The organism is Pseudomonas sp. TE3-3-F2023, assembly GCF_036784815.1.
Classification (GTDB): domain Bacteria; phylum Pseudomonadota; class Gammaproteobacteria; order Pseudomonadales; family Pseudomonadaceae; genus Aquipseudomonas; species Aquipseudomonas pudica.
This window is the reverse complement of record NZ_CP145113.1, coordinates 2,068,186-2,092,632: the sequence shown is the minus strand read 5'-3', so window position 1 is coordinate 2,092,632 and position 24,447 is coordinate 2,068,186. Positions and strand designations below refer to the sequence as shown.

Annotated in this window: 21 protein-coding genes; 11 read left to right on the top strand and 10 right to left on the bottom strand. The window is 63.6% G+C overall.

From position 1 onward, the window contains the following. Nucleotides 1–16: 16 nt before the first annotated feature. The 8 genes from rseP to rpsB all read right to left on the bottom strand — a co-directional run bounded on the left by rseP (nt 17) and on the right by rpsB (nt 7,479). A complete protein-coding gene (gene rseP / locus V3314_RS09505; RefSeq protein WP_046616146.1) occupies nt 17–1,369 on the bottom strand; it encodes an RIP metalloprotease RseP in 1,353 nt (450 codons plus the stop codon). 71 nt (nt 1,370–1,440) lie between these two features. Next, entirely contained in the window at nt 1,441–2,631 is a 1,191-nt protein-coding gene (gene ispC, locus V3314_RS09500) for a 1-deoxy-D-xylulose-5-phosphate reductoisomerase (RefSeq protein WP_085601971.1), read from the bottom strand. Then, nucleotides 2,628–3,443 (bottom strand): phosphatidate cytidylyltransferase, encoded by an 816-nt coding sequence (locus V3314_RS09495; RefSeq protein ID WP_046616141.1) that lies wholly within the window; start codon nt 3,441–3,443, stop codon nt 2,628–2,630. Before V3314_RS09495 ends, ispC begins: the two co-directional genes overlap by 4 nt. Beyond that, a complete protein-coding gene (gene uppS / locus V3314_RS09490) occupies nt 3,443–4,198 on the bottom strand; it encodes a polyprenyl diphosphate synthase (protein ID WP_015269194.1) in 756 nt (251 codons plus the stop codon). Before uppS ends, V3314_RS09495 begins: the two co-directional genes overlap by 1 nt. Before the next feature lie 15 nt (nt 4,199–4,213). After that, complete coding sequence (frr, locus tag V3314_RS09485; protein ID WP_025337974.1) at nt 4,214–4,771, bottom strand: ribosome recycling factor; 558 nt, start codon at nt 4,769–4,771, stop codon at nt 4,214–4,216. Beyond that, the gene (pyrH, locus tag V3314_RS09480) at nt 4,768–5,511 is read right to left on the bottom strand and encodes a UMP kinase (protein WP_003252294.1); all 744 of its coding nucleotides are present in this window, start codon (nt 5,509–5,511) and stop codon (nt 4,768–4,770) included. Before pyrH ends, frr begins: the two co-directional genes overlap by 4 nt. A 180-nt stretch (nt 5,512–5,691) precedes the next feature. Beyond that, on the bottom strand, nt 5,692–6,555 hold the full coding sequence (gene tsf / locus V3314_RS09475) for a translation elongation factor Ts (RefSeq protein WP_046616140.1): 864 nt from the start codon (nt 6,553–6,555) through the stop codon (nt 5,692–5,694). A 186-nt stretch (nt 6,556–6,741) separates the two neighbouring features. Next, complete coding sequence (gene rpsB / locus V3314_RS09470) at nt 6,742–7,479, bottom strand: 30S ribosomal protein S2 (protein WP_046616139.1); 738 nt, start codon at nt 7,477–7,479, stop codon at nt 6,742–6,744. A 346-nt stretch (nt 7,480–7,825) separates the two neighbouring features. Between rpsB and map the strand changes: the two genes are divergently transcribed. From map to dapC, 3 genes are read left to right on the top strand one after another with little or no spacing between them, the layout of a single operon-like run. Then, nucleotides 7,826–8,608: a type I methionyl aminopeptidase gene (map, locus tag V3314_RS09465; RefSeq protein WP_004375406.1), complete on the top strand. Its 783-nt coding sequence runs from the start codon at nt 7,826–7,828 to the stop codon at nt 8,606–8,608. A gap of 42 nt (nt 8,609–8,650) precedes the next feature. Next, on the top strand, nt 8,651–11,353 hold the full coding sequence (locus V3314_RS09460) for a [protein-PII] uridylyltransferase (protein ID WP_046616138.1): 2,703 nt from the start codon (nt 8,651–8,653) through the stop codon (nt 11,351–11,353). 30 nt (nt 11,354–11,383) lie between these two features. Next, the gene (gene dapC, locus V3314_RS09455; RefSeq protein WP_046616137.1) at nt 11,384–12,580 is read left to right on the top strand and encodes a succinyldiaminopimelate transaminase; all 1,197 of its coding nucleotides are present in this window, start codon (nt 11,384–11,386) and stop codon (nt 12,578–12,580) included. Between the two features lie 136 nt (nt 12,581–12,716). Here the strand turns inward: dapC and V3314_RS09450 are convergent, their stop codons facing one another. Beyond that, on the bottom strand, nt 12,717–14,363 hold the full coding sequence (locus V3314_RS09450; RefSeq protein WP_046616136.1) for a Na+/H+ antiporter: 1,647 nt from the start codon (nt 14,361–14,363) through the stop codon (nt 12,717–12,719). A gap of 326 nt (nt 14,364–14,689) precedes the next feature. Here V3314_RS09450 and V3314_RS09445 point away from each other — a divergent pair, with 326 nt between their 5' ends. The 4 genes from V3314_RS09445 to V3314_RS09430 all read left to right on the top strand — a co-directional run bounded on the left by V3314_RS09445 (nt 14,690) and on the right by V3314_RS09430 (nt 17,836). Beyond that, on the top strand, nt 14,690–15,037 hold the full coding sequence (locus V3314_RS09445; protein WP_075043977.1) for an ArsC family reductase: 348 nt from the start codon (nt 14,690–14,692) through the stop codon (nt 15,035–15,037). Between the two features lie 31 nt (nt 15,038–15,068). Continuing rightward, complete coding sequence (dapD, locus tag V3314_RS09440; protein WP_025337969.1) at nt 15,069–16,103, top strand: 2,3,4,5-tetrahydropyridine-2,6-dicarboxylate N-succinyltransferase; 1,035 nt, start codon at nt 15,069–15,071, stop codon at nt 16,101–16,103. Nucleotides 16,104–16,223: 120 nt separating this feature from the next. Beyond that, on the top strand, nt 16,224–17,429 hold the full coding sequence (locus tag V3314_RS09435; RefSeq protein WP_046616135.1) for a cysteine desulfurase: 1,206 nt from the start codon (nt 16,224–16,226) through the stop codon (nt 17,427–17,429). Next, on the top strand, nt 17,426–17,836 hold the full coding sequence (locus V3314_RS09430) for a SufE family protein (protein ID WP_046616134.1): 411 nt from the start codon (nt 17,426–17,428) through the stop codon (nt 17,834–17,836). Before V3314_RS09435 ends, V3314_RS09430 begins: the two co-directional genes overlap by 4 nt. Before the next feature lie 212 nt (nt 17,837–18,048). On the opposite strand, the gene tcdA is transcribed toward V3314_RS09430, so the two are convergent. Next, complete coding sequence (gene tcdA, locus V3314_RS09425) at nt 18,049–18,858, bottom strand: tRNA cyclic N6-threonylcarbamoyladenosine(37) synthase TcdA (protein WP_338460169.1); 810 nt, start codon at nt 18,856–18,858, stop codon at nt 18,049–18,051. 119 nt (nt 18,859–18,977) lie between these two features. Here tcdA and V3314_RS09420 point away from each other — a divergent pair, with 119 nt between their 5' ends. The 4 genes from V3314_RS09420 (at nt 18,978) to V3314_RS09405 (ending at nt 24,430) form a co-directional block, all read left to right on the top strand. After that, nucleotides 18,978–21,569, top strand: coding sequence for a glycosyltransferase (locus V3314_RS09420; protein ID WP_338460167.1), 2,592 nt, complete (start codon nt 18,978–18,980; stop codon nt 21,567–21,569). 370 nt (nt 21,570–21,939) lie between these two features. After that, complete coding sequence (locus V3314_RS09415; protein ID WP_046616131.1) at nt 21,940–22,218, top strand: hypothetical protein; 279 nt, start codon at nt 21,940–21,942, stop codon at nt 22,216–22,218. A 248-nt stretch (nt 22,219–22,466) separates the two neighbouring features. After that, complete coding sequence (gene dapE / locus V3314_RS09410) at nt 22,467–23,618, top strand: succinyl-diaminopimelate desuccinylase (RefSeq protein WP_085601964.1); 1,152 nt, start codon at nt 22,467–22,469, stop codon at nt 23,616–23,618. Then, nucleotides 23,618–24,430, top strand: coding sequence for a putative RNA methyltransferase (locus tag V3314_RS09405; protein ID WP_025337963.1), 813 nt, complete (start codon nt 23,618–23,620; stop codon nt 24,428–24,430). The genes dapE and V3314_RS09405 overlap by 1 nt, the downstream gene beginning before the upstream one ends. Nucleotides 24,431–24,447: the final 17 nt, after the last annotated feature.

Here is a 24,447-nt window from a genome sequence, read left to right as displayed (position 1 = left end):
GCAATTGAGCGAAGCTTTATAGTCGACCCAGATCGTTGATCAGAGCGAGCAACATCACCCCTATGACCAAACTGATACCGATCTGGACCCCCCAACCTTGCACCCGATCCGACAGAGGACGACCGCGCGCCCACTCGACCAGGTAAAACAGCAAATGCCCCCCATCCAGAACCGGGATGGGCAGCAGGTTAAGAACCCCCAGGCTTATGCTCAGGTAGGCCAGGAAATTCAGGAAATCCCCCACGCCGGACTGGGCTGAAGCGCCCGCCACTTTAGCAATGGTTATCGGTCCGCTCAAGTTTTTTACCGAGAGCTCCCCGAACAGCATTTTCTTCAGCGATTCAAGGGTCAGGACGCTCATGTTCCAGGTACGTGACAAGCCCTCCCCCACTGCATCCAGCGGGCCGTAGCTGACTTCGCGGAGCATGTTTGCAGGCCATTCGCCACCCTTTACCCCTGCGCCAAGATACCCGCCAGCCGCCTTGCCCTCGCCCTTGCGCGCCAGGGTAACAGGGACGTCCAGCGCAGTACCGTCGCGCTCGACCCGCACCACTACCTTGGCTTGCGGTCGAGCCCGCACAGCATCGACCACCTGCTGCCATTCGCCCACTGCTACACCATCGAGGGCCAGCAGCTTGTCACCGGTTTTCAGGCCCGCTGCGGCAGCTGGCCCCTTGGGATCGATCTCTGCCAACACCGGCACAATGGCCGGGCGCCAAGGGTGCAGCCCAAGGGATTGGATCGGGTCCGGCTCGTCGGCGCCCTTGAGCCAGCTGTCCAGCTTCACCTGTAGCTGGCGCTCGGCGCTGGCGCCCTCTTCACGCACGCCAACCTGCAGGGTGCCACTCTCGCCCAGACGACGAACCAGCTGCAGGTTGACCGCAGACCAACCATTGGTCGGTTTGCCGTCGATGGAGACGATTTCCTGACCTGCGGTCAGGCCTGCCGATGCTGCCAGGCTGCCAGCATCGACCGCACCGATCACCGGGCGGATTTGCTGGGTACCCAGCATCGCCAGCACCCAGAAGAACAGGATGGCCAGCAGGAAGTTGGCAACCGGGCCCGCCGCGACGATCGCGATGCGCTGGCGCACGGACTTGCGATTGAACGACTGCTCGATCAGCGCCGGCGGCACGTCACCCTCGCGCTCGTCGAGCATCTTGACGTAACCACCCAGCGGGATCGCAGCGATCACGAACTCGGTGCCATGGCGGTCATGCCAGCGCAGCAATGGCGTGCCGAAGCCCACCGAGAAGCGCAGCACCTTGACACCGCAGCGGCGCGCCACCCAGAAGTGGCCGAATTCATGGAAAGTGACCAGTACACCCAAGGCTACGAGGGTGCCGATAATCATGTAGAGCGCTGTCATATCCATCTCCGAATGATGTTCAGCGGGCTGGCATCATGCCCAGCCCCCTCGTGAACCATGGTGGGCCTGCATCAGCGACCGTGACGCCTCAGCCACTCACGGGAAAGCTCCCGGGCACGCTGATCGGCGGCGAACACCGCGTCCAGCGACGGCAGCGGTACGACGGGCTCCTGATCGAGCACCTGTTCGATCATACCCGCGATCTCCGGAAAGCGGATACGCCGCTGGAGAAATGCATCGACCGCAACCTCGTTGGCCGCATTGAGCACGGCCGGTGCGCTGTTGCCAGCCTCGGCAGCCTGCCGCGCAAGGCGCAGGCAAGGGAAGCGCTGCTCGTCGGGCGCCTGGAAATCCAGACGGGCGATGGCGAACAGGTCCAGCGGCGCCACCCCGGAATCGATCCGCTCGGGCCAGGCCAGGGCGTTGGCGATGGGTGTGCGCATGTCCGGGTTACCCAGCTGCGCCAGCACCGAACCGTCGACATAATCCACCAGGGAGTGGATCACGCTCTGCGGGTGCACCACCACCTCGACCCTGGCCGGTGCGGCATCGAACAACCAGCAAGCCTCGATCAGTTCCAGGCCCTTGTTCATCATGCTGGCCGAATCCACTGAAATCTTGCGCCCCATGGACCAGTTGGGGTGCGCACAGGCCTGTTCCGGGGTGACGTCCAGCAGCGCCTCTACAGGCGTCTCGCGGAACGGGCCGCCGGATGCGGTGAGCAGGATCCGGCGCACGCCGACTGCACTCAGGCCGCGCGCGTAGTCGCCGGGCATGCACTGGAAGATCGCATTGTGCTCGCTGTCGATCGGCAGCAGCACGGCGCCACTGCGCCGCACCGCCTCCATGAACAGCGCGCCGGACATGACCAGCGCCTCCTTGTTGGCCAGCAACACCTTCTTGCCCGCCTCGACCGCCGCCAGGGTGGGGCGCAGGCCAGCGGCGCCGACGATGGCCGCCATCACCGCGTCCACTTCCGACGCAGCCGCCACCTGACACAACCCGGCCTCGCCTTCCAGCACCTCGGTGACGCACCCCGCCGCAGCCAGGCTGTCGCGCAGTCGCGCGGCCGCCTCGGCGCTCGGCACCACGGCGAATGCCGGGCGGTGGCGCACGCACAGGGCCTGCAATTCGTCGATACGCGAATAGCCACTCAGGGCGAACACCTGGTAACGGTCGGGATGGCGCGCGATGACATCCAGCGTGCTCAGGCCGATGGAGCCGGTGGCCCCGAGCACGGTAATACGCTGCGGACGGCTCACATCACACCCCATTCGGCGGCCCACAGCAGCACGGCGAAAACCGGGATCGCCGCGGTCAGGCTGTCGATGCGGTCGAGCACCCCACCATGGCCAGGCAGCAGGTTGCTGCTGTCCTTGATGCCCGAACGGCGCTTGAACATGCTTTCGGTCAGGTCACCGACCACCGAAGACATGACCACCAGCGCGGCACTCAGCAGGCCCAGCAGGATCTGCCCGAAGCCCCAGTCGCGGCTTATACCGACCACCAGGGTGATCACCAGACTGACCGCCAGGCCGCCATACACGCCTTCCCAGCTCTTGCCAGGGCTGACCTGAGGCGCCAGCTTGCGCTTGCCGAAGGCACGGCCGGAGAAGTACGCGCCAATATCGGCAGCCCACACCAACACCATGACCGACAGGATCAGCCAGTTACCCAGCGGCCAGTGCTTGAGCAGCACCAGCCCCTGCCAGGCCGGCAGCAATACCAGCAGGCCGATCAGCAACCGACAGGCGGCACTGGCCCACAGTTCACTGCTGCGCGGATAGGTAAGCACCAGCCAGGTGGCCAACCCCCACCAGATCACCGCGGCGCCCAGCACCCAGGGCGCCAGCTCCGGAAGGATGTACAGCAACATCAGCGCTCCGGCGACGACCACGGCATAGGCGATGCGCAGCGGTTGGGCCATGAGCCCGGCCAGGCGCGCCCACTCCCAGGCACCGAGGGTCACCACGAAGCCGATGAACAGGGCGAAATCCCCACCGTTGAGCAGGAAGAAGCCACCCAGCGCGATCGGCAGCAGGATCAGCGCGGTAATGATGCGTTGTTTAAGCATTAAGCACGAGCTCCAGCCTCGACCTGCTCGCTGGTCTTACCGAAGCGGCGCTGGCGCGAAGCGAAATCGGCCAGGGCGTTGCGCATGGCCTCGTGTTTGAAGTCCGGCCAGTAGAGGTCGGAGAAGTACAGCTCGGCGTAGGCCAGCTGCCACAACAGGAAGTTGCTGATGCGGTGCTCGCCACCCGTGCGGATGCACAGGTCCGGCAGCGGCAGCTCGCCGGTTGCCAGGCAGGTCTGCAGCAGACCCGGGGTGATGTCTTCCGGACGCAGGTGCCCGGCTTGCACCTCCCGCGCCAACCGCTGTGCGGCCTGGGCGATGTCCCACTGGCCACCGTAGTTGGCCGCGATCTGCAGGATGAAGCGGTTGTTGCCGGCGGTCAGCGCCTCGGCCTCGCGCATGGCGGCCTGCAGCTCGGGATGGAAACGCGAACGGTCACCGATGATACGCAGGCTGATGTTGTTCTCGTTCAGGCGCTTGGCCTCGCGGCGCAGGGCCGAGAAGAACAGCTCCATCAACGCACCGACCTCTTCGGCGGGGCGCTGCCAGTTCTCGCTGGAGAAGGCGAACAGGGTCAGTACCTCGACCCCGGACTCGGCACAGACTTCGATGACCGCGCGAACGGCGTCGACACCCGCCTTGTGCCCGGCAACGCCGGGCAACAGGCGCTTTTTCGCCCAGCGGTTGTTGCCATCCATGATGATCGCGACATGACGCGGCACCGAGGACGGCGCCGCTGGCTTGGTCTTTTCCATTAAAAAACCCCGGCCTTAGACGGCCATCAGGTCCTTTTCCTTGGCTTTGAAGGCAGCATCGACTTCGGCAACGTACTTGTCGGTGAGCTTCTGGATCTCGTCAGCGGCACGACGCTCTTCGTCTTCGCTGATTTCCTTGTCCTTGGTCAGTTTCTTAAGGTCGGCCAGGGCGTCACGGCGCACGTTGCGCACGGCTACCTTGGCATCCTCGGCAACGCCGCTGGCCTGCTTGGTGTAGCCCTTGCGGGTTTCCTCGGTCAGGGCCGGCATCGGCACACGGATGGTGGTACCGGCGCTGGACGGGTTCAGGCCCAGATCGGAGGTGAGGATGGCCTTCTCGATGGCAGCGCTGAGGTTCTTGTCGTGGGCGACGATCTTCAGGGTGCGGGCATCTTCGACGGTGATCGCGGCCACCTGGTTCAGCGGCATCTCGCTACCCCAGGCCGGGACCTTGACGCTGTCCAGAATGCTCGGGTGGGCGCGACCGGTGCGGATTGCCGCCAGGTTGCGGGCCAGGGCCTCGAGGGACTTGGTCATGCGCTCCTGCGCGTCTTTCTTGATGTCGTTGATCATGCTTGGCCTTCCTCGATCAGAGTACCTTCAGCGCCACCCACCACGATGTTCAGCAGGGCGCCAGGCTTGTTCATGTTGAATACCCGCAATGGCATCTTGTGGTCACGGCACAGGCAGATTGCGGTCAGGTCCATCACACCCAGCTTGCGATCCAGGACCTCGTCGTAGGTCAGGTGATCGAACTTCTCGGCATGCGGGTCCTTGAATGGATCGGCAGTGTACACACCATCGACCTTGGTCGCCTTCAGCACCACATCGGCATCGATTTCGATAGCGCGCAGACAGGCCGCGGAGTCGGTGGTGAAGAACGGGTTGCCGGTACCGGCGGAGAAAATTACCACATCCCCGGAGTTGAGGTGGCGAATAGCTTTGCGACGATCGTAATGATCGGTGACACCGACCATGGAAATGGCCGACATGACCAGGGCCGGGATGTTCGAACGCTCCAGCGCGTCGCGCATGGCCAGGCCGTTCATCACGGTGGCCAGCATGCCCATGTGGTCACCGGTGACGCGGTCCATGCCGGCTGCGCTGAGCGCGGCGCCGCGGAACAGGTTGCCACCACCGATCACCAGGCCGACCTGGACACCGATCCCTACCAGCTGGCCAACTTCCAGGGCCATGCGATCCAGCACTTTCGGGTCGATCCCGAAGTCTTCCGAGCCCATCAGGGCCTCGCCGCTAAGTTTGAGCAAAATGCGTTTATAGCGAGGTTGGCGACCACTCACCTGCTGAGCCATTGCGAGTCTCTCCTGCGGCGTACTTTTAGAAAATTCGTGCGGGCTGTTTGCAGCCTGCTAACTGTAGCGTGGCACCGTCTTGGTGCCAGCGGCGGCAGGTTTTATAAACCCTTCGCCGTTTTGACAAAGAGGCTGCGCGCGTGAGCGGGCAGCCTCTTCGGGGCGACAGACGGGGCTGTCTTACTGCTTGGCAGCAGCTACCTGAGCGGCAACTTCAGCAGCGAAGTCGTCGACTGGCTTCTCGATGCCTTCACCGACCTTGAAGTAGGTGAAGGAAACGATTTCAGCACCGGCTTTCTTGGCCAGCTCGCCAACCTTGACTTCCGGGTTCATTACGAAGGCTTGCTCTTTCAGCGAGGCTTCGGCCTTGAACTTGGTGATACGGCCGTTGATCATGTTCTCAACGATGTTTTCCGGCTTGCCAGCGATCTTGTCGGCGTTCAGCTGCAGGAAGACGTTCTTCTCGCGCTCGATGGCTTCAGCGGAGATTTCCGACGAATCCAGGAACTCAGGGTTCGAAGCCGCAACGTGCATGGCGATGTTCTTCGCCAGCTCGATGTCGCCGCCTTTCAGGACAACGGCAGCGCCGATCTTGTTGCCGTGCAGGTAGGCACCGACAACGTCACCTTCGACGCGCACCAGGCGACGGATGTTGACGTTCTCGCCGCACTTGGCAACCAGGGCTTCACGAGCAGCTTCACGCGATGCGATCAGCGGGGCGGCGTCGGTCAGCTTCTGGGCGAAGGCTTCTTCGATGCTGTCGGCAACGAAGTTCTTGAAGTCGTCTTGCAGGGCCAGGAAGTCGGTCTGCGAGTTCACTTCCAGCAGGACGGCGGATTTACCGTCGGTCTTGACGGCGATAGCGCCTTCAGCAGCGACGTTGCCAGCCTTTTTGGCGGCCTTGATGGCGCCCGAGGCACGCATGTCGTCAATGGCTTTTTCGATGTCGCCGCCGGCCTTTTCCAGGGCCTTCTTGCAATCCATCATGCCTTCGCCGGTACGCTCGCGCAGTTCTTTGACCAGCGCTGCAGTAATTGCTGCCATTTCAAAATCCTCTTGGAAAGTTTTTCAACCATTCCACCCGCTCGTCACGGGCGTTCAATTCTGCAAATCCGCTGTATTTATCTCAGCGAGCCCATGATGCGGGGCCGATGCTGACAGCAGGATTTCAAGGTGGCAAAAAGGGGGCAGAGCCCCCTTTTTGCGTGCCAAGTCGACGCTAGCGTCTAATTACTCGGCAGCAGGTGCAGCCGCTTCTTCAGCGTAAACTTCGGTGCCGCCGGCAACGTTGTTACGGCCGCGGATGACTGCGTCAGCCATCGAAGTCATGTACAGCTCGATAGCGCGGATGGCGTCATCGTTACCTGGGATGATGTAGTCAACACCTTCCGGGCTGCTGTTGGTATCGACAACGCCGATAACCGGGATGCCCAGCTTGTTGGCTTCGGTGATCGCGATGCGCTCGTGATCAACGTCGATAACGAACAGTGCGTCTGGCAGACCGCCCATGTCCTTGATGCCGCCCAGGCTGCGATCCAGTTTTTCCAGGTCGCGGGAGCGCATCAGGGCTTCTTTCTTGGTCAGCTTGGCGAAAGTGCCGTCTTCGGCCTGGGTTTCCAGGTCGCGCAGACGCTTGATCGAAGCGCGGATGGTCTTGTAGTTGGTCAGCATGCCGCCCAACCAACGGTGGTCAACGTACGGCGAACCGCAACGAGCAGCTTGCTCGGCGACGATCTTGCCGGCGGAACGCTTGGTGCCGACGAACAGGATCTTGTTCTTGCCCTGGGCCAGGCGCTCTACGAACGCCAGAGCGTCGTTGAACATCGGCAGGGTTTTTTCCAGGTTGACGATGTGGATCTTGTTACGCGCGCCGAAAATGTACTTGCCCATTTTCGGGTTCCAGTAACGGGTCTGGTGGCCGAAGTGCACACCGGCCTTCAGCATATCGCGCATGTTGACTTGGGACATGATAGTTCCTTGATAAGTCGGGTTGGGCCTCCACGTATCCCAATGACCAACCCGCGAATTCTGCAACTCGGGGCACCCAGGTCATCGTGTCGACACGTGTGTGGGTTAAGTGCTGACGGGGTCGTCCCCGAAAGCGGCGCATTTTATACCACAGACCGCGGCCGAACGGAACCCGAATGCTGTTGCGTCCGTCAGCGGCTTTTGCAGCACCCCGGCTTTCGCGCCAGAATGCCAGCTATAGACAGCAGCATGGCCGCCTTTATCCCGACCGATCGGCGCCCTGCTCTGCTAGAATCCGGCCTTTCCCGTTTGTTCGCGCCGTGCACGGCGCTGTAGAGAGCCTGTAATGACCGTCACCATCAAGACCGCAGAAGACATCGAGAAGATGCGCATCGCCGGCCGCCTGGCCGCCGAGGTGCTGGAAATGATCGAGGAACACGTCAAGCCCGGTGTCACCACCGAAGAGCTGGACCGCCTCTGCCACGACTACATCGTCAACGTCCAGCAGGCCATCCCGGCGCCGCTCAACTACAAGGGCTACCCGAAGTCGATCTGCACCTCGATCAACCATGTGGTCTGCCACGGCATCCCCAACGACAAGCCACTCAAGGACGGTGACACGCTGAACATCGACGTCACCGTGATCAAGGACGGCTACCACGGCGACACCAGCCGCATGTTCCACGTCGGCACCGTGCCGGTATGGGCGGAGCGCCTGTCCAAGGTCACCCAGGAGTGCATGTACAAGGCCATCGAACTGGTCAAGCCGGGCTGCCGCCTGGGCGACATCGGCGAAGTGATCCAGAAGCACGCTGAAAAGAACGGCTTCTCGGTAGTGCGCGAGTTCTGCGGCCACGGCATCGGCAAGGTGTTCCACGAGGAGCCGCAGATCCTGCACTACGGCCGCGCTGGCACTGGCATGGAGCTGAAGGAAGGCATGACCTTCACCATCGAGCCGATGATCAACCAGGGCAAGGCCGACACCAAGGTGCTGGGCGACGGCTGGACCGCCATCACCAAGGACCGCAAGCTCTCGGCCCAGTGGGAGCATACCCTGGTAGTGACTGCGACCGGCTACGAGATCTTCACCCTGCGCAAGGACGACACCATCCCGCGCACCTCGGCCTGACCGCACTCCGACAGGCCACCCCCACGACAGGAACGTGACGCGATGCCCCAGGTGGATCCCGAGCTGTTCGACCGCGGCCAGTTCCAGGCGGAACTGGCCCTCAAGGCGAGCCCCATCGCCGCCTTCAAGAAAGCCATCCGCCAGGCCGGCGAGGTGCTCGACAAGCGTTTCCGCAGTGGCAGCGACATCCGCCCACTGATCGAGGCCCGCGCCTGGCTCGTCGACAACATCCTGCAACAGGCCTGGAACCAGTTCGACTGGGGCGACCAGAGCGGCATCGCCCTGGTCGCGGTGGGTGGCTACGGCCGCGGTGAGCTGCACCCGCATTCGGACATCGACCTGCTGATCCTGCTGGGTGCTGCCGAACACGAGCAGTACCGCGACGCCATCGAGCGTTTTCTCACCCTGCTGTGGGACATCGGCCTGGAAGTTGGCCAGAGCGTGCGTACCGTCGACGAGTGCGCCGAGCAGGCCCGCGCCGACCTGACGGTCATCACCAACCTGATGGAAAGCCGCACCGTTGCCGGCCCCGAAGCCCTGCGCCAGCGCATGCTGGAGGTGACCAGTACTGCGCACATGTGGCCGAGCAAGGATTTCTTCCTGGCCAAGCGGGCCGAACTCAAGGCCCGTCACCACAAGTACAACGACACCGAGTACAACCTCGAACCCAATGTGAAAGGCTCGCCAGGTGGCCTGCGGGACATCCAGACGGTGCTGTGGGTGGCCCGGCGCCAGTACGGCACCCTCAACCTGCACGCGCTGGCCGGCGAAGGTTTCCTGCTGGAAAGCGAGAACGAGCTGCTGGCCTCGTCCCAGGACTTCCTGTGGAAGGTGCGCTACGCCTTGCACATGCTGGCCGGGCGCGCCGAGGACCGCCTGCTGTTCGACCACCAGCGCAGCATCGCCGCACTGCTGGGCTACAGCGACGACAACCCCAAGCGGGCGATCGAGCAGTTCATGCAACAGTACTACCGGGTGGTGATGAGCATCAGCCAGCTGTGCGACCTGATCATCCAGCACTTCGAGGAGGTCATCCTCGCCGATGACGACAGCGGCACCACCCAGCCGCTGAATGCGCGCTTCCGCCTGCATGACGGTTATATAGAAGCGGCCAGGCCGAACGTGTTCAAACGCACGCCGTTCGCCATGCTGGAAATCTTCGTGCTGATGGCCCAGCACCCCGAGATCAAGGGCGTACGCGCCGATACCGTGCGGCTGCTGCGCGAACACAGGCACCTGATCGACGATACCTTCCGCACCGATATCCGCAACACCAGCCTGTTCATCGAGCTGTTCAAGTGCGAAATCGGCATCCACCGCAACCTGCGGCGGATGAACCGCTACGGCATCCTTGGACGCTACCTGCCGGAGTTCGGCCTGATCGTCGGGCAGATGCAGCACGACCTGTTCCACATCTATACGGTCGATGCGCACACCCTCAACCTCATCAAGCACCTGCGCAAGCTGCAATACACGCCGGTGTCCGAGAAATTCCCGCTGGCCAGCAAGCTCATGGGCCGCCTGCCCAAGCCCGAGCTGATCTACCTGGCCGGCCTGTACCACGACATCGGCAAGGGCCGCCAGGGCGACCATTCCGAGCTGGGTGCGGTGGATGCGAAGAAGTTCTGCGAACGCCACCAGTTGCCCGCCTGGGACAGCCGACTGATCGTCTGGCTGGTGCAGAACCATCTGGTGATGTCGACCACCGCCCAGCGCAAAGACCTGTCCGACCCTCAGGTGATCAACGATTTTGCCCTGCACGTGGGTGACGAGACGCGCCTGGACTACCTGTACGTGCTGACCGTGGCCGATATCAACGCAACCAACCCCAGCCTGTGGAACTCGTGGCGGGCCAGCCTGCTGCGCCAGTTGTACACCGAGACCAAGCGCGCCCTGCGCCGTGGCCTGGAAAACCCGCTGGACCGCGAGGAGCAGATTCGCCAGACCCAAACGGCGGCGCTGGATATCCTGGTGCGCGAAGGCACAGACCCGGACGACGTCGAGCAGCTGTGGTCGCAGCTGGGCGATGACTACTTCCTCAAGCACACCGCCGCCGATGTGGCCTGGCACAGTGACGCGATCCTCCAGCAGCCGGCCGATGGCGGGCCGCTGGTGCTGATCAAGGAAACCACCCAGCGCGAGTTCGAGGGTGGCACGCAGATCTTCATCTATGCCCCCGACCAGCACGACTTCTTCGCCGTGACGGTGGCGGCGATGTCGCAGCTGAACCTGAACATTCATGACGCGCGGATCATCACCTCGAGCAGCCAGTTCACCCTCGACACCTACATCGTGCTGGACAACGACGGCGGCTCGATCGGCGACAACCCGCAGCGGGTCAAGCAGATCCGCGACGGCCTGACCGAAGCGCTGCGCAACCCCGAGGACTACCCGACCATCATCCAGCGCCGGGTACCGCGCCAGCTCAAGCACTTCGACTTCCCGCCACAGGTGACCATCCTCAACGATGCCCAGCGTCCGGTGACCATCCTCGAAATCACCGCGCCCGACCGCCCAGGCCTGCTGGCCCGGCTGGGGCGCATCTTCCTGGAGTTCGACCTGTCGCTGCAGAACGCCAAGATCGCCACCCTTGGCGAGCGGGTGGAAGACGTTTTCTTCATCACCGATGCCGACAACCAGCCGCTGTCCGACCCACAGCTGTGCAGCCGACTGCAGGAGGCCATCGTCCAGCAGTTGCAGGCCGGCCAGGCCAGCGATGCCAGCCCTACCCGCGTGACCTTTTAACGATTAGACGATTGACGAGACCTTGCGCCGATGAACCATGCCTTGACCCAGCTTCAGCCCTACCCGTTCGAAAAACTCCGCGCCCTGCTGGGCAGCGTTGCGCCTGCGGCGGACAAGCGCGCCATCGCCCTGTCGATCGGTGAGCCGAAGCACGAATCGCCGGCGTTCGTCGCCCAGGCCATGGCCGACAACCTCGACAAGCTGGCAGTGTACCCAAGCACCATCGGCCTGCCGGCCCTGCGCCAGGCCATCGGCCAGTGGTGCGAGCGGCGCTTCGGCGTACCGGCCGGCTGGCTGGATGCCGACCGCCACATCCTGCCGGTCAACGGCACCCGTGAAGCACTGTTCGCCTTCACCCAGGCCGTGGTCAACCGCGCCGATGACGGCCTGGTGGTCAGCCCCAACCCGTTCTACCAGATCTACGAAGGCGCAGCGCTGCTGGCCGGTGCTACCCCGCACTACCTGCCGTGCCTGGAGAGCAACGGGTTCAACCCCGACTTCGACGCCGTGCCGGCTGAAGTGTGGAAGCGTTGCCAGATCCTGTTCCTGTGTTCGCCGGGCAACCCCACCGGCGCACTGGTGCCGATGGGCACCCTGAAGAAGCTGATTGCCCTGGCCGACGAGCACGACTTCGTGATTGCTGCCGATGAATGCTACAGCGAGCTGTACTTCGACGAGGATGCCCCGCCACCAGGCCTGCTGACTGCCTGTGCGGAACTGGGCCGCAGCGACTTCAAGCGCTGCGTGGTATTCCACAGCCTGTCCAAGCGCTCCAACCTGCCTGGCCTGCGCTCGGGCTTCGTCGCCGGTGACGCCGAGATCATCAAGCCGTTCCTGCTGTACCGTACCTACCACGGCTGCGCCATGCCGGTACAAACCCAGCTGGCCAGCATCGCAGCCTGGCAGGACGAGACGCATGTGCGCGAGAACCGCGATCAGTACCGCGCCAAGTACGATGCCGTGCTGGATATCCTGCAACCGGTGCTGGATGTGCAGCGGCCGGATGGCAGCTTCTACCTGTGGGCCAAGGTGCCAGGCGACGATGCCGAGTTCACCCGCGACCTGTTCGAGGCCCAGCATGTGACAGTGGTGCCGGGGTCGTACCTGTCGCGCGAAGTGGATGGCGTGAACCCGGGCGCCGGGCGTGTGCGCATGGCGCTGGTTGCGCCGCTGGCCGAGTGCATCGAGGCGGCAGAGCGGATTCGCGCATTTCTGCAGAACCGCTGATTCGCTCAAGGGGGGCGCTTTGCGCCCCTTTCGCCAGCAAGCCAGCTCCCACTCTGACCGCATCAACCTCAGGCCCTGTGCATTACCTGTGGGAGCTGGCTTGCCGGCGAAAGGGCCGCAAAGCGGCCCCTGCGGTCTACCTGACCGCCCCTAGGTTCGCTTCACTCATATCCAGCTCACCCAGCACCTGACGTACCACTTCATCCCCCACCAGATGTTGGCGATGCAGCTCATACAGCTCCAGCCGCTGCGCCCGCAGCGCCCGCAAGCGCAAACGCCGCTCCAGCAGGTCCATCTGCTCGGCCAGCGCCTTGGCTTCGGCGCTGTCGTTGTAGCTGTCCAGCTCATCGCGGTATTCCGCCATCAAGCGCGCCTTCAACTCGGTCGCCAGGGTCGCCTGCGCGGCATCCTGCGGCGCATTGCTGTCGATCACTTCCTCTGCCTCCAGCGCATGGATCGCCGCCTCGGCCGTACGTCGCCAGGCCTCCTGCACTTCCTGGTGCAAGCGCTCGTCCGGGCTCTTGGTCACCCCGCGCAGCAACAGCGGCAGCGCGATACAGGCACTGATCAACGACAGCAGGATCACCCCAGCCGCAATGAAGATCAGCAGGTCACGCTCCGGGAAGGCCTTGCCTGCACCCATCAACAACGGAATCGACATCACGCCGGCCAGAGTGACCGCACCGCGCACCCCACCCAGGGTCAGCAACCAGCAAGAACGCGCCGTGGGCATCAGCACCAGCGCCGGCTTACCGCGCCAGCGGCGTACCACGCCGATCGAGCGCCAGATGCTCTGGACCCAGATGAACCGCAGCAAGATCAGCGCCACAAAGATCGCCACCACGTCCAGGCAGCGCCAGGCCAGGGTCGGCCAGACGGTGGGTTCATGGCTGACCACGGCCTTGATGATATCCGGCAGTTGCAGGCCCAGTAGCAGGAAGATCAGGCCGTTGAAGGCGAACTCCAGCAGCGACCACACGCTGCGGTTGAGCAGGCGCGTGCTGGTCTGCCGTGGCAGCAGGTCGAGCCAGCTCTGCATCATGCCGGCCGCCACCGCCGAAAGGATGCCCGACACGCCCAGGCGCTCGGCCAGCACGTAGGCGGCGAACGGCAGCAGCAACATGAACACCACGTGGGTGGCCGGGTCGTCCCAGCCGCGGGCAATCATCCAGGCACGCAGGCGGCCGATCAGCCAGCTCAGGGCCACGCCCACCGCCAGGCCGCCCAGGGCGACCAGTACGAAGCTGAAGCTTGCGTCGGTCAACGAGAACACCCCGGTGATTGCCGCCGCCAGGGCGAACTTGAAGGTCACCAGGCCCGAGGCATCGTTCATCAGGGCCTCGCCCTGGAGCATGTGCATCAGCGGGGTGGGCAGGCGGTCCTGGGTAATGGCCGAAACCGCCACGGCGTCGGTTGGCGACAACACTGCGGCCAGGGCGAAGGCCACGGGCAGCGGGATGCTCGGCAGCAGCCAGTGAATGAAGTAACCCGCCCCGACCACGGTAAACAGCACTAGACCCACGGCCAGCGCCACCACCGGCCCACGAATGCGCCACAACTCGCGCTTGGGAATACGCCAGCCGTCGGCGAACAGCAACGGCGGCAGGAACAGGAACAGGAACAGCTCGGGGTCCAGTGCCACATGCAGGCCCAGTGTCGGCCACGCAAGCAAGGCGCCGGCAGCGATCTGTACCAACGGCAAGGGCAGCGGAATCATGCGGCCGACCAGCTTCGACACGCTGACCAGCGTCAGCAGGATGAGGACGGTGTAGGCGGACTGCATCCGGGAAAGCTTCCTTTGTGAACCAGAAACGACAACAGGGCGAAACATCGCCATTGAAACAATATGTTAGCGGCGATGGGCGATTCAGGGCCGCTGCACGATAGTCGCAGGTGGCGGATGAATATGTAACATGATGATACTTCGGTTTGTCGGTGGCGCAGGTTTGACCTCTTGTCGCTTAGCAGATGCATGCCTTGAGTCTTGCAGTGCCTGTGAGATGCAAGACATGCACACCCGTGGCGCTCACAGGATCGTTCCCGCATAATCCCGCGACTGAAATCGGTAAACGGAGAGGTTGGGGCCGCCTGTGATCCCCAATGCACACAATGACCTACACGCTCTACGGCATAAAAGCCTGTGACACCATGAAAAAGGCACGTACCTGGCTCGAAGACCAGGCCATCGCCTACGAATTCCACGACTACAAGACCCAAGGCATCGACCGTGACAGCCTGAACCGCTGGTGCGACGAACACGGCTGGGAAGTCATCCTCAACCGTGCCGGCACCACCTTCCGCAAGCTGGACGACGCCAGCAAGGCCGACCTCGACCAGGCCAAGGCCGTCGAGCTGATGCTGGCCCAGCCGTCGATGATCAAGCGCCCGGTGCTCGACCTTGGCGCGCGTACCCTGGTCGGCTTCAAGCCCGACCTGTACGCCGCTGCCTTGGCCTGAGCCCCTACCCTATTTCGCACGAGGTAATCACATGTCCAATACCCTGTTCAGCCTGGCCTTCGGTGTCGGCTCCCAGAACCGCCAGGGCGCCTGGCTGGAAGTGTTCTATGCGCAACCGCTGCTCAACCCGAGCGCCGAACTGGTCGCTGCAGTAGCCCCTGTTCTCGGTTACCAAGGTGGCAACCAGGCCATCGCCTTCAGCAACGCCCAGGCCGCGCAACTGGCCGAAGCCGTGAAAGGCGTGGATGCCGCCCAGGCCGCCTTGCTGACCCGCCTGGCCGAAAGCCACAAGCCGCTGGTCGCCACGCTGCTGGCCGAAGATGCCGCGCTGACCTCGACCCCAGAGGCCTACCTCAAGCTGCACCTGCTGTCCCACCGCCTGGTCAAGCCGCACGGCGTGAGCCTGGCCGGCATCTTCCCGCTGCTGCCGAACGTGGCCTGGACCAACCAGGGCGCGGTCGACCTGGCCGAACTCGCCGAACTGCAACTGGAAGCGCGCCTGAAGGGCGAGCTGCTGGAAGTATTCTCGGTGGACAAGTTCCCGAAAATGACCGACTACGTGGTCCCGGCCGGCGTACGTATCGCCGACACCGCCCGCGTGCGCCTGGGTGCCTACATCGGCGAAGGCACCACCATCATGCACGAAGGCTTCGTCAACTTTAACGCTGGCACCGAAGGCCCGGGCATGATCGAAGGCCGCGTTTCCGCTGGCGTATTCGTCGGCAAGGGCTCGGACCTGGGCGGCGGCTGCTCGACCATGGGCACCCTGTCCGGTGGCGGCAACATCGTCATCAAGGTTGGCGAAGGCTGCCTGATCGGCGCCAACGCCGGTATCGGCATTCCGCTGGGCGACCGCAACACCGTCGAAGCCGGCCTGTACATCACTGCCGGTACCAAGGTGAACCTGCTGGACGAGAACAACCAACTGGTCAAAGTGGTCAAGGCCCGCGACCTGGCCGGCCAGACCGACCTGCTGTTCCGCCGCAACTCGCTGAACGGCGCGGTGGAGTGCAAGACCCACAAGTCGGCCATCGAGCTGAACGAGGCGCTGCACGCGCACAACTGAGAACCCTTCAACCGCTGCCGGAGCGAGCTTGCTCGCGAACAGCGGATTCTCAGCGTTTGAAATGTTAAGATCGGGTCTGGCACCACGCCAGACCCGATTTTCATTCCAGGCCCCGCGACCATGTTTCAGCCCTCCCCCTGGCGTGCCGATTTTCCCGCCATCGCCGCCCTGCAACGGCAGCACCAGACCTACCTGGACAGCGCCGCCACTACCCAGAAGCCGCAAGCCCTGCTCGATGCCCTGAGCCATTACTACGGCCATGGCGCGGCCAACGTGCACCGTGCCCAGCACTTGCCCGGCGCACTGGCGACCCAGGCCTTCGAAACCAGCCGCGACAAGGTTGCCGCCTGGCTCAATGCGGCAGACTCGCGGCAGATCATCTTCACCCATGGGGCCACTTCGGCGCTGAACCTGTTGGCCTACGGCCTGGAACACCGCTTCGAGGCGGGTGACGAAATTGCCGTCAGCGCTCTGGAGCACCATGCCAACCTGCTACCTTGGCAACAGCTGGCGCGCCGGCGCAACCTGCGCCTTGTAGTGCTGCCGCTGGATGCCGATGGCCGCATCGACCTGGACCAGGCGCTGCAACTGATCGGCCCGCGCACTCGGGTGATGGCGGTGAGCCAGCTGTCCAACGTGCTGGGCACCTGGCAGCCGCTGCCGGCACTGCTGGCCCATGCCCGTGCGCAAGGCGCGCTGACCGTGGTCGACGGTGCCCAGGGCGTGGTGCATGGCCGCCATGATGTGCAGCAGCTTGGCTGCGACTTCTATGTGTTCTCCAGCCACAAGCTATACGGCCCGGAAGGCGTCGGTGTGCTGTACGGCCGCAGCCAGGCGCTGGAACGGCTGCACCACTGGCAGTTCGGCGGTGAGATGGTGCAACTGGCCGAATACCAGAGCGCCAGCTTCCGTCCGGCACCACTGGGGTTCGAGGCAGGCACGCCGCCGATCGCCGGGGTGATCGGCCTGGGTGCGACCCTGGACTACCTGGCAAGCCTCGATGCCCAGGCACTCGAAGCTCATGAAACCAGCCTGCACCTGCACCTGCTGCGCGGCCTGAGGGACCGCGATGGCGTGCGCATCCTCGGCAAGCCACAGGCGGCCCTTGCCAGTTTCGTCATCGAAGGCGTGCATAACGCCGATATCGCCCATCTGCTGACCGAGCAAGGCATTGCCGTGCGTGCCGGGCACCACTGTGCCATGCCGCTGCTGAGGGACTTAGGCCTGGAGGGCGCGATCCGCGTCTCTTTGGGGCTGTATAACGACAGCGATGACTTGCAGCGTTTCTTCGAGGCGCTCGATCAAGGCCTGGAGCTATTGCGATGAGCTTGCCGGACCAGGCGCGCCAGGCGCTGGAAGCTTTCGAGCAGGGCAAGGGCTGGGAACAGCGCGCGCGGCTGCTGATGCAGTGGGGCGACCGGCTGGAACCGCTGGATGAATCTGAAAAGACCGAGGCCAACCGGGTGCATGGCTGCGAAAGCCTGGTATGGCTGGTGGCCGAGCAGGTCGAGGGCTTGTGGCGGTTCAAGGCCAGCAGCGATGCACGCCTGTTGCGTGGGCTGCTGGCGTTGTTGCTGGTGCGGGTGCAGGGGTTGGCCAGTGAAGAACTCGCCGGGCTCGATCTGCGTGAGTGGTTCACTCAGCTGGGCCTGGAGCGCCAGCTTTCGCCGTCGCGCAGCAATGGGCTGCACGCGGTGTTGCAGCGGATGGCGGAGCTGGCGTCCAACCGTTGAATCGGCGCTGGCCTCTTCGCGGGCTCGCCCGCTCCCACAGGTATCGCGTGGCGTTTTGGCTGGCGCTTTACCTGTAGGAGCGGCCTTGTGTCGCGAAAGGGCCGCAAAGCGGCCCCGTCAATTTCTGTGGTGGAACTGGGAACCTGGGGCCGCTACGCGCCCCTTTCGCGACACGAGGCCGCTCCTACAAGGACCGAGTGGGCCAGAAGCAGTTATTCAGGCTTGACCCGCTCCGAAGGCCGCCGCGCCCCCGCTACCAGTTTTTCCACCGCCTTGCTCGCCGCCACCATGCCAAAGGTCGCGGTCACCATCATCACCGCGCCAAAGCCACCCGAGCAGTCCAACCGCACGCCCTCGCCCACAAAGCTTTTCTGCAGGCAAACGCTGCCATCGCCCTTGGGGTAGCGCAGCTGTTCGCTGGAGAACACGCATGGCACGCCATAGTTGCGGCTGACATTGCGCGAGAAGTTGTAATCGCGGCGCAGGGTGGAGCGCACCCGCGAGGCCAGCGGGTCATTGAAGGTCTTGTTCAGGTCGGCGATCTGGATCTGTGTCGGGTCGATCTGCCCACCGGCGCCACCGGTGGTGACGATGGCGATCTTGCGCCGCCGGCACCAGGCGATCAGCGCCGCCTTGGCCATTACACTGTCGATGCAGTCGATCACACAGTCGAGGTTCTCGGTAATGTACTCGATCATGGTGTCGCGGGTGACGAAGTCGGCCACAGCATGCACCGTGCACGCCGGGTTGATCGCCCGCAGGCGCTCGGCCATGACCTCGACCTTGGGCCGCCCCACCTGCCCTTCCAGCGCATGGGCCTGGCGGTTGGTGTTGCTGACGCACACATCGTCGAGGTCGAACAGGGTGATCTCGCCCACGCCACTGCGGGCCAGCGCTTCCGCCGCCCACGAGCCTACCCCGCCAATACCGACCACGGCCACATGGGCCTGGCCCAGACGGTGCAACCCCTGGTCGCCATAAAGCCGGGCGACACCGGCGAAGCGTGGATCTTCTGTGCTCATGTTCATACCCCAAAAAACCGGCGCGCATTATATGCCAGGGGGCCCATGGCCTGCATCGTTAGGAAAGAGACTACCAACCCTGCTTTAATGTCCTATCACTTCGACACATATGGACGACAATGTCTTCACGTAAATTCGGCCTGAACCTGGTCGTGGTCCTGGCCATCGCCGCGTTGTTCACCGGGTTCTGGGCGCTGATCAACCGCCCGGTATCCGCCCCCGCCTGGCCAGAACAGATATCCGGCTTCTCGTATTCACCGTTCCGCCTGGGCGAAAGCCCGCAGAAGGGCCAGTACCCCAGTGACGACGAGATGCGCCAGGACCTGGAGCAGTTGAGCAAACTGACCGACAGCATCCGGATCTACACCGTGGAGGGCACCCAGGCGGATATCCCGCGCCTGGCCGAGGAATTCGGCCTGCGGGTGACGCTGGGCATCTGGATCAGCCCGGACCTGGAGCGCAACGAACGCGAAATCGCCACGGCCATCCAGCTGGCCAACACCTCGCGCAGCGTGGTGCGGGTTGTGGTCGGCAACGAGGCACTGTTCCGCGAAGAAGTCACCACGGAAAACCTGATCAAGTACCTGGACCGGGTACGCGCAGCGGTCAAGGTACCGGTGACCACCAGTGAGCAGTGGCACATCTGGAAGGAAAACCCGCAGTTGGCCAAGCACGTCGACCTGATTGCCGCGCACATCCTGCCGTACTGGGAGTTCGTGCCGATGAAGGATTCGGTGGAGTTCGTGCTCGACCGCGCCCGCGAGCTGAAGCACCAGTTCCCGCGCAAACCCCTGCTGCTGTCGGAAGTCGGCTGGCCGAGCAACGGCCGCATGCGCGGCGGCGCCGATGCTACCCAGGCCGACCAGGCCATCTACCTGCGTACCTTGGTCAACACCCTCAACCGCCGCGGTTACAATTACTTCGTGATCGAGGCCTACGACCAGCCGTGGAAGGCCAGTGACGAAGGCTCGGTGGGCGCCTACTGGGGCGTGTACAACGCCGAGCGCCAGCAAAAATTCAACTTCGACGGCCCGGTGGTGGCGATCCCCCAATGGCGCGCCCTGGCGGTGGCCTCGGTGGTGCTGGCAATGATCGCCCTGATGGTGCTGTTCATCGACGGTTCGGCCCTGCGCCAGCGTGGCCGTACCTTCCTCACCTTCATCACCTTCCTGTGCGGTTCGGTGCTGGTATGGATCGCCTACGACTACAGCCAGCAATACAGCACCTGGTTCAGCCTGACCGTGGGCGTGCTGCTGGCCCTCGGCGCGCTGGGCGTGTTCATCGTGCTGCTGACCGAGGCCCACGAACTGGCCGAGGCGGTATGGATACACAAGCGCCGGCGCGAATTCCTGCCGGTGCAGGCCGACAGCGCCTACCGGCCCAAGGTGTCGGTGCACGTACCGTGCTACAACGAGCCGCCGGAGATGGTAAAACAGACCCTTGACGCACTGGCAGCGCTGGATTACCCCGACTACGAAGTGCTGGTGATCGACAACAACACCAAGGACCCGGCCGTGTGGGAGCCGCTCAAGGCCCATTGCGAGAAACTCGGCGAGCGCTTCAAATTCTTCCATGTCGCGCCCCTGGCCGGTTTCAAGGGCGGCGCGCTGAACTACCTGATCCCGCACACCGCCAAGGACGCCGAGGTGATCGCGGTGATCGACTCGGACTACTGCGTCGACCGCAACTGGCTCAAGCACATGGTGCCGCACTTCGCCGACCCAAAGATTGCCGTGGTGCAGTCGCCGCAGGACTACCGCGACCAGCACGAAAGCGCTTTCAAGAAGCTGTGCTACAGCGAATACAAGGGCTTCTTCCACATCGGCATGGTCACCCGCAACGACCGTGACGCGATCATCCAGCACGGCACCATGACCATGACCCGGCGCAGTGTGCTGGAAGAGCTGGGCTGGGCCGAGTGGTGCATCTGCGAGGACGCCGAACTGGGCTTGCGGGTATTCGAGAAGGGCCTGTCGGCCGCCTATGCCCACAACAGCTACGGCAAGGGCCTGATGCCCGATACCTTCATCGACTTCAAGAAGCAACGCTTCCGCTGGGCCTACGGCGCCATTCAGATCATCAAGCACCACGCCAGCGCCCTGCTGCGCGGCAAGGACAGCGAGCTGACCCGCGGCCAGCGCTACCACTTCCTGGCCGGCTGGCTGCCGTGGATCGCCGATGGCATGAACATCTTCTTCACCATCGGCGCGCTGCTGTGGTCGGCGGCGATGATCATCGTGCCGCACCGGGTCGACCCGCCGCTGATGATCTTTGCCATTCCGCCGCTGGCACTGTTCTTCTTCAAGGTCGGCAAGATCATCTTCCTCTACCGCCGCGCGGTAGGGGTGAACCTGAAGGATGCCTTTGCTGCGGCGCTGGCGGGGCTGGCGCTGTCGCATACCATCGCCAAGGCGGTGCTGTACGGGTTCTTCACCAGCAGCATGCCGTTCTTCCGCACACCGAAGAACGCCGACAGCCACGGGCTGCTGGTGGCGATTTCCGAGGCGCGGGAAGAGCTGTTCATCATGTTGCTGCTGTGGGGCGCAGCGCTGGGCATCTACCTGGTACAGGGGCTGCCGAGCTCGGACATGCGCTTCTGGGTGGCAATGTTGCTGGTGCAGTCGTTGCCTTATGTGGCGGCGCTGGTGATGGCGTTCCTGTCTTCGCTGCCCAAGCCCGGGGAAAAGGCTGCCGAACCGCAACAGGCTTGAGGGGTGCTGGAACGGCCTGATATTCAGAAGTGACCGCGAACCGGCCCCACGGCCAGGCGGGAAAATGGCCGTTTGAGCCATTCCAGACGCTGTTCGACGCCGACCAGCGTTCTGGGCCTCTTCTCTCAAGTGCCCGCCGAGGCCACCACGTGCTGACGCGCGCTATGCAAAATTGAAGTTCCGTTTAGCTGGAACTTCAATGACCCCAGCGTCGCAGGCATGGCATTCGGTGCGGTTCCTAATAAAAACCCGGGCAGACCGCGTCCACCAGAGGCATTCACGCGCCCACGTACCTGGCAATTCTGATAGTTGTTGACAAACAGGGGAACTCCTACGCTGAACGCTCTAAGTTAATTACCAGGAGTGAACAATGATGTGCCAGCAGCGTCCAACAGAAAACTCTTTCAAAATTGAACCAACCCGCATCAGCTTTAGCTACTTGAATCAACGAAAAGACAGCCTTCGGTGCACGATAAATACGAACGAAACAACCTACGAAACTGAAATCAGTGAAGTGCTGGTACCTCTCATGCTAATGGCTCGCGAAAAAATCAATGATGAAACAACCTATGTAAATATGTGGGCAGAAAATGCCGACAGTGGCGGCAGGAACATTACGATTACCAGCCTCGGCATTAACCAACTCTAAAGAAACAGCGGCAGTTATCAGCAGGATAACTGCCGCTGTCACAGGTAAAAACAAGCCTTTCTGATACCCGCACATGGCGCCATTCATATGCAACTGGGTGAAGGGTGTTTAGCCAATAACAAACGTTGCACATGCCACCGAAAACGTTGCGCCATCACCTAGGCCAATCCGGTCGTACCTTTTACATCCATTTGATATAAGATAACGCCTCTCAGATTTCCCCGCCTTGCCTTGCCCCGGAGTCCCCCATGACGGCCCCTACCGAGCTCTCGCCTACCCTTCAACTGGCCTGCGACCTGATCCGCCGCCCCTCGGTCACCCCCGTCGACGCCGACTGCCAGGCGCAGATGATGAACCGCCTGGGCGCCGTGGGCTTCCAGCTCGAGCCGATGCGCTTCGAGGACGTCGACAACTTCTGGGCCACCCACGGCAGCCAGGATGGCCCGGTGCTGTGCTTTGCCGGCCACACCGACGTGGTCCCCACCGGCCCGGTGCAGCAATGGCAGCATGAGCCGTTCGAAGCGCTGATCGACGCCGATGGCATGCTCTGCGGCCGTGGCGCCGCCGACATGAAAGGCAGCCTGGCCTCCATGGTTATTGCCAGCGAGCGCTTCGTGCAGGACTACCCGGGGCACCGCGGCAAGGTCGCGTTCCTGATCACCAGCGACGAGGAAGGCCCGGCCCACCATGGCACCAAGGCCGTGGTCGAGCGCCTGAAAGCACGCAACGAGCGCCTGGACTGGTGCATCGTCGGTGAACCCTCCAGCACCACCCTGCTGGGTGACGTGGTCAAGAACGGCCGCCGTGGCTCGCTGGGCGCCAAGTTGACCGTACGCGGCAAGCAGGGCCATGTGGCCTACCCGCACCTGGCGCGCAATCCGATCCACCTGGCAGCACCGGCCCTGGCGGAACTGGCGGCCGAGCACTGGGATGAAGGCAATGCGTTCTTCCCGCCGACCAGCTTCCAGATCTCCAACCTCAACTCCGGCACCGGCGCCACCAACGTGGTCCCAGGCGAGCTGACCGCACTGTTCAACTTCCGCTTCTCCACCGAGTCCACCGTCGAAGGCCTGCAGGCGCGGGTGTCGGCGATCCTCGACAAGCATGAACTGGACTGGTCGATCGACTGGGCGCTGTCGGGCCTGCCGTTCCTCACCGAGCCGGGCGAATTGCTGGACGCCGTCTCGGCCAGCATCAAGGGCGTCACCGGCCGTGACACCCAGCCGTCGACCAGCGGCGGTACCTCCGATGGCCGCTTCATCGCCACCATGGGCACCCAGGTGGTCGAGCTCGGCCCGGTCAACGCCACCATCCACCAGGTGGATGAACGGATCCTGGCAAGCGACCTTGATCTGCTGACCGAAATCTATTACCAGACCCTGGTCCGGTTGCTCGCCTGATGCTCGCCTGCCCTCTTTGCCAGGCACCACTGAGCCGGCTCGACAACGGTGTGGTGTGCCCGGCCGGCCACCGCTTCGACCGGGCCCGCCAGGGTTACCTGAACCTGCTGCCGGTGCAGCACAAGAACAGCCGCGACCCGGGTGACAACCAGGCCATGGTCGAAGCCCGCCGCGATTTCCTCGACGCCGGCCACTATGCGCCGGTGGCGCGCCGCCTGGCCGAACTGGCCGCCGAGCGCCAGCCCGGAGCCTGGCTGGACATCGGCTGTGGCGAGGGTTACTACACTGCGCAAATCGCCCAAGCCCTGCCAGCTGCCGACGGCTACGCCCTGGACATCTCCCGTGAGGCAGTCAAGCGTGCCTGCCGCCGCGCACCCGAAGTTACCTGGATGGTCGCCAGCATGGCCCGCGTGCCGCTTGCCGACGCCAGCTGCCAGTTCATCGCCAGCGTGTTCAGCCCGCTGGACTGGGCCGAGGCCAAGCGCCTGCTCAGCCCCGGCGGCGGCCTGATGCGGGTCGGCCCCACCAGCGGCCACCTGATGGAACTGCGCGAAGTGCTCTACGATGAAGTACGCCCTTACGCCGACGACAAACACTTGGCCCTGGTGCCCGAAGGCATGGCCCATGCCCACAGCGAAACCCTGGAGTTCCGCCTGAGCCTGGCCGCGCCCAAGGCCCGCGCCGACCTGCTGGCCATGACCCCGCACGGCTGGCGTGCCAGTGCCGAAAAACGTGCCCGGGTAATCGACCAGCCCGAGCCGTTCGAGGTCACGGTTTCCATGCGTTATGACTATTTCGTGCGCCAAGACTGAGCACACCCGGAGCCCTT

Excerpts from the sequence above, each read along its gene's own strand:
- V3314_RS09405 (WP_025337963.1), top strand. The coding sequence starts at position 23,618 with ATGCTCGCCTGCCCTCTTTGCCAGGCACCACTGAGCCGGCTCGACAAC.
- V3314_RS09435 (WP_046616135.1), top strand. The coding sequence starts at position 16,224 with ATGTTTCAGCCCTCCCCCTGGCGTGCCGATTTTCCCGCCATCGCCGCC.
- frr (WP_025337974.1), bottom strand. The coding sequence starts at position 4,771 with ATGATCAACGACATCAAGAAAGACGCGCAGGAGCGCATGACCAAGTCC.
- V3314_RS09450 (WP_046616136.1), bottom strand. The coding sequence starts at position 14,363 with ATGCAGTCCGCCTACACCGTCCTCATCCTGCTGACGCTGGTCAGCGTG.
- V3314_RS09415 (WP_046616131.1), top strand. The coding sequence starts at position 21,940 with ATGATGTGCCAGCAGCGTCCAACAGAAAACTCTTTCAAAATTGAACCA.
- dapC (WP_046616137.1), top strand. The coding sequence starts at position 11,384 with ATGAACCATGCCTTGACCCAGCTTCAGCCCTACCCGTTCGAAAAACTC.
- tsf (WP_046616140.1), bottom strand. The coding sequence starts at position 6,555 with ATGGCAGCAATTACTGCAGCGCTGGTCAAAGAACTGCGCGAGCGTACC.
- rseP (WP_046616146.1), bottom strand. The coding sequence starts at position 1,369 with ATGACAGCGCTCTACATGATTATCGGCACCCTCGTAGCCTTGGGTGTA.
- V3314_RS09495 (WP_046616141.1), bottom strand. The coding sequence starts at position 3,443 with ATGCTTAAACAACGCATCATTACCGCGCTGATCCTGCTGCCGATCGCG.
- rpsB (WP_046616139.1), bottom strand. The coding sequence starts at position 7,479 with ATGTCCCAAGTCAACATGCGCGATATGCTGAAGGCCGGTGTGCACTTC.
- uppS (WP_015269194.1), bottom strand. The coding sequence starts at position 4,198 with ATGGAAAAGACCAAGCCAGCGGCGCCGTCCTCGGTGCCGCGTCATGTC.
- pyrH (WP_003252294.1), bottom strand. The coding sequence starts at position 5,511 with ATGGCTCAGCAGGTGAGTGGTCGCCAACCTCGCTATAAACGCATTTTG.
- V3314_RS09420 (WP_338460167.1), top strand. The coding sequence starts at position 18,978 with ATGTCTTCACGTAAATTCGGCCTGAACCTGGTCGTGGTCCTGGCCATC.
- dapD (WP_025337969.1), top strand. The coding sequence starts at position 15,069 with ATGTCCAATACCCTGTTCAGCCTGGCCTTCGGTGTCGGCTCCCAGAAC.
- V3314_RS09460 (WP_046616138.1), top strand. The coding sequence starts at position 8,651 with ATGCCCCAGGTGGATCCCGAGCTGTTCGACCGCGGCCAGTTCCAGGCG.
- map (WP_004375406.1), top strand. The coding sequence starts at position 7,826 with ATGACCGTCACCATCAAGACCGCAGAAGACATCGAGAAGATGCGCATC.
- dapE (WP_085601964.1), top strand. The coding sequence starts at position 22,467 with ATGACGGCCCCTACCGAGCTCTCGCCTACCCTTCAACTGGCCTGCGAC.
- V3314_RS09430 (WP_046616134.1), top strand. The coding sequence starts at position 17,426 with ATGAGCTTGCCGGACCAGGCGCGCCAGGCGCTGGAAGCTTTCGAGCAG.
- V3314_RS09445 (WP_075043977.1), top strand. The coding sequence starts at position 14,690 with ATGACCTACACGCTCTACGGCATAAAAGCCTGTGACACCATGAAAAAG.
- tcdA (WP_338460169.1), bottom strand. The coding sequence starts at position 18,858 with ATGAGCACAGAAGATCCACGCTTCGCCGGTGTCGCCCGGCTTTATGGC.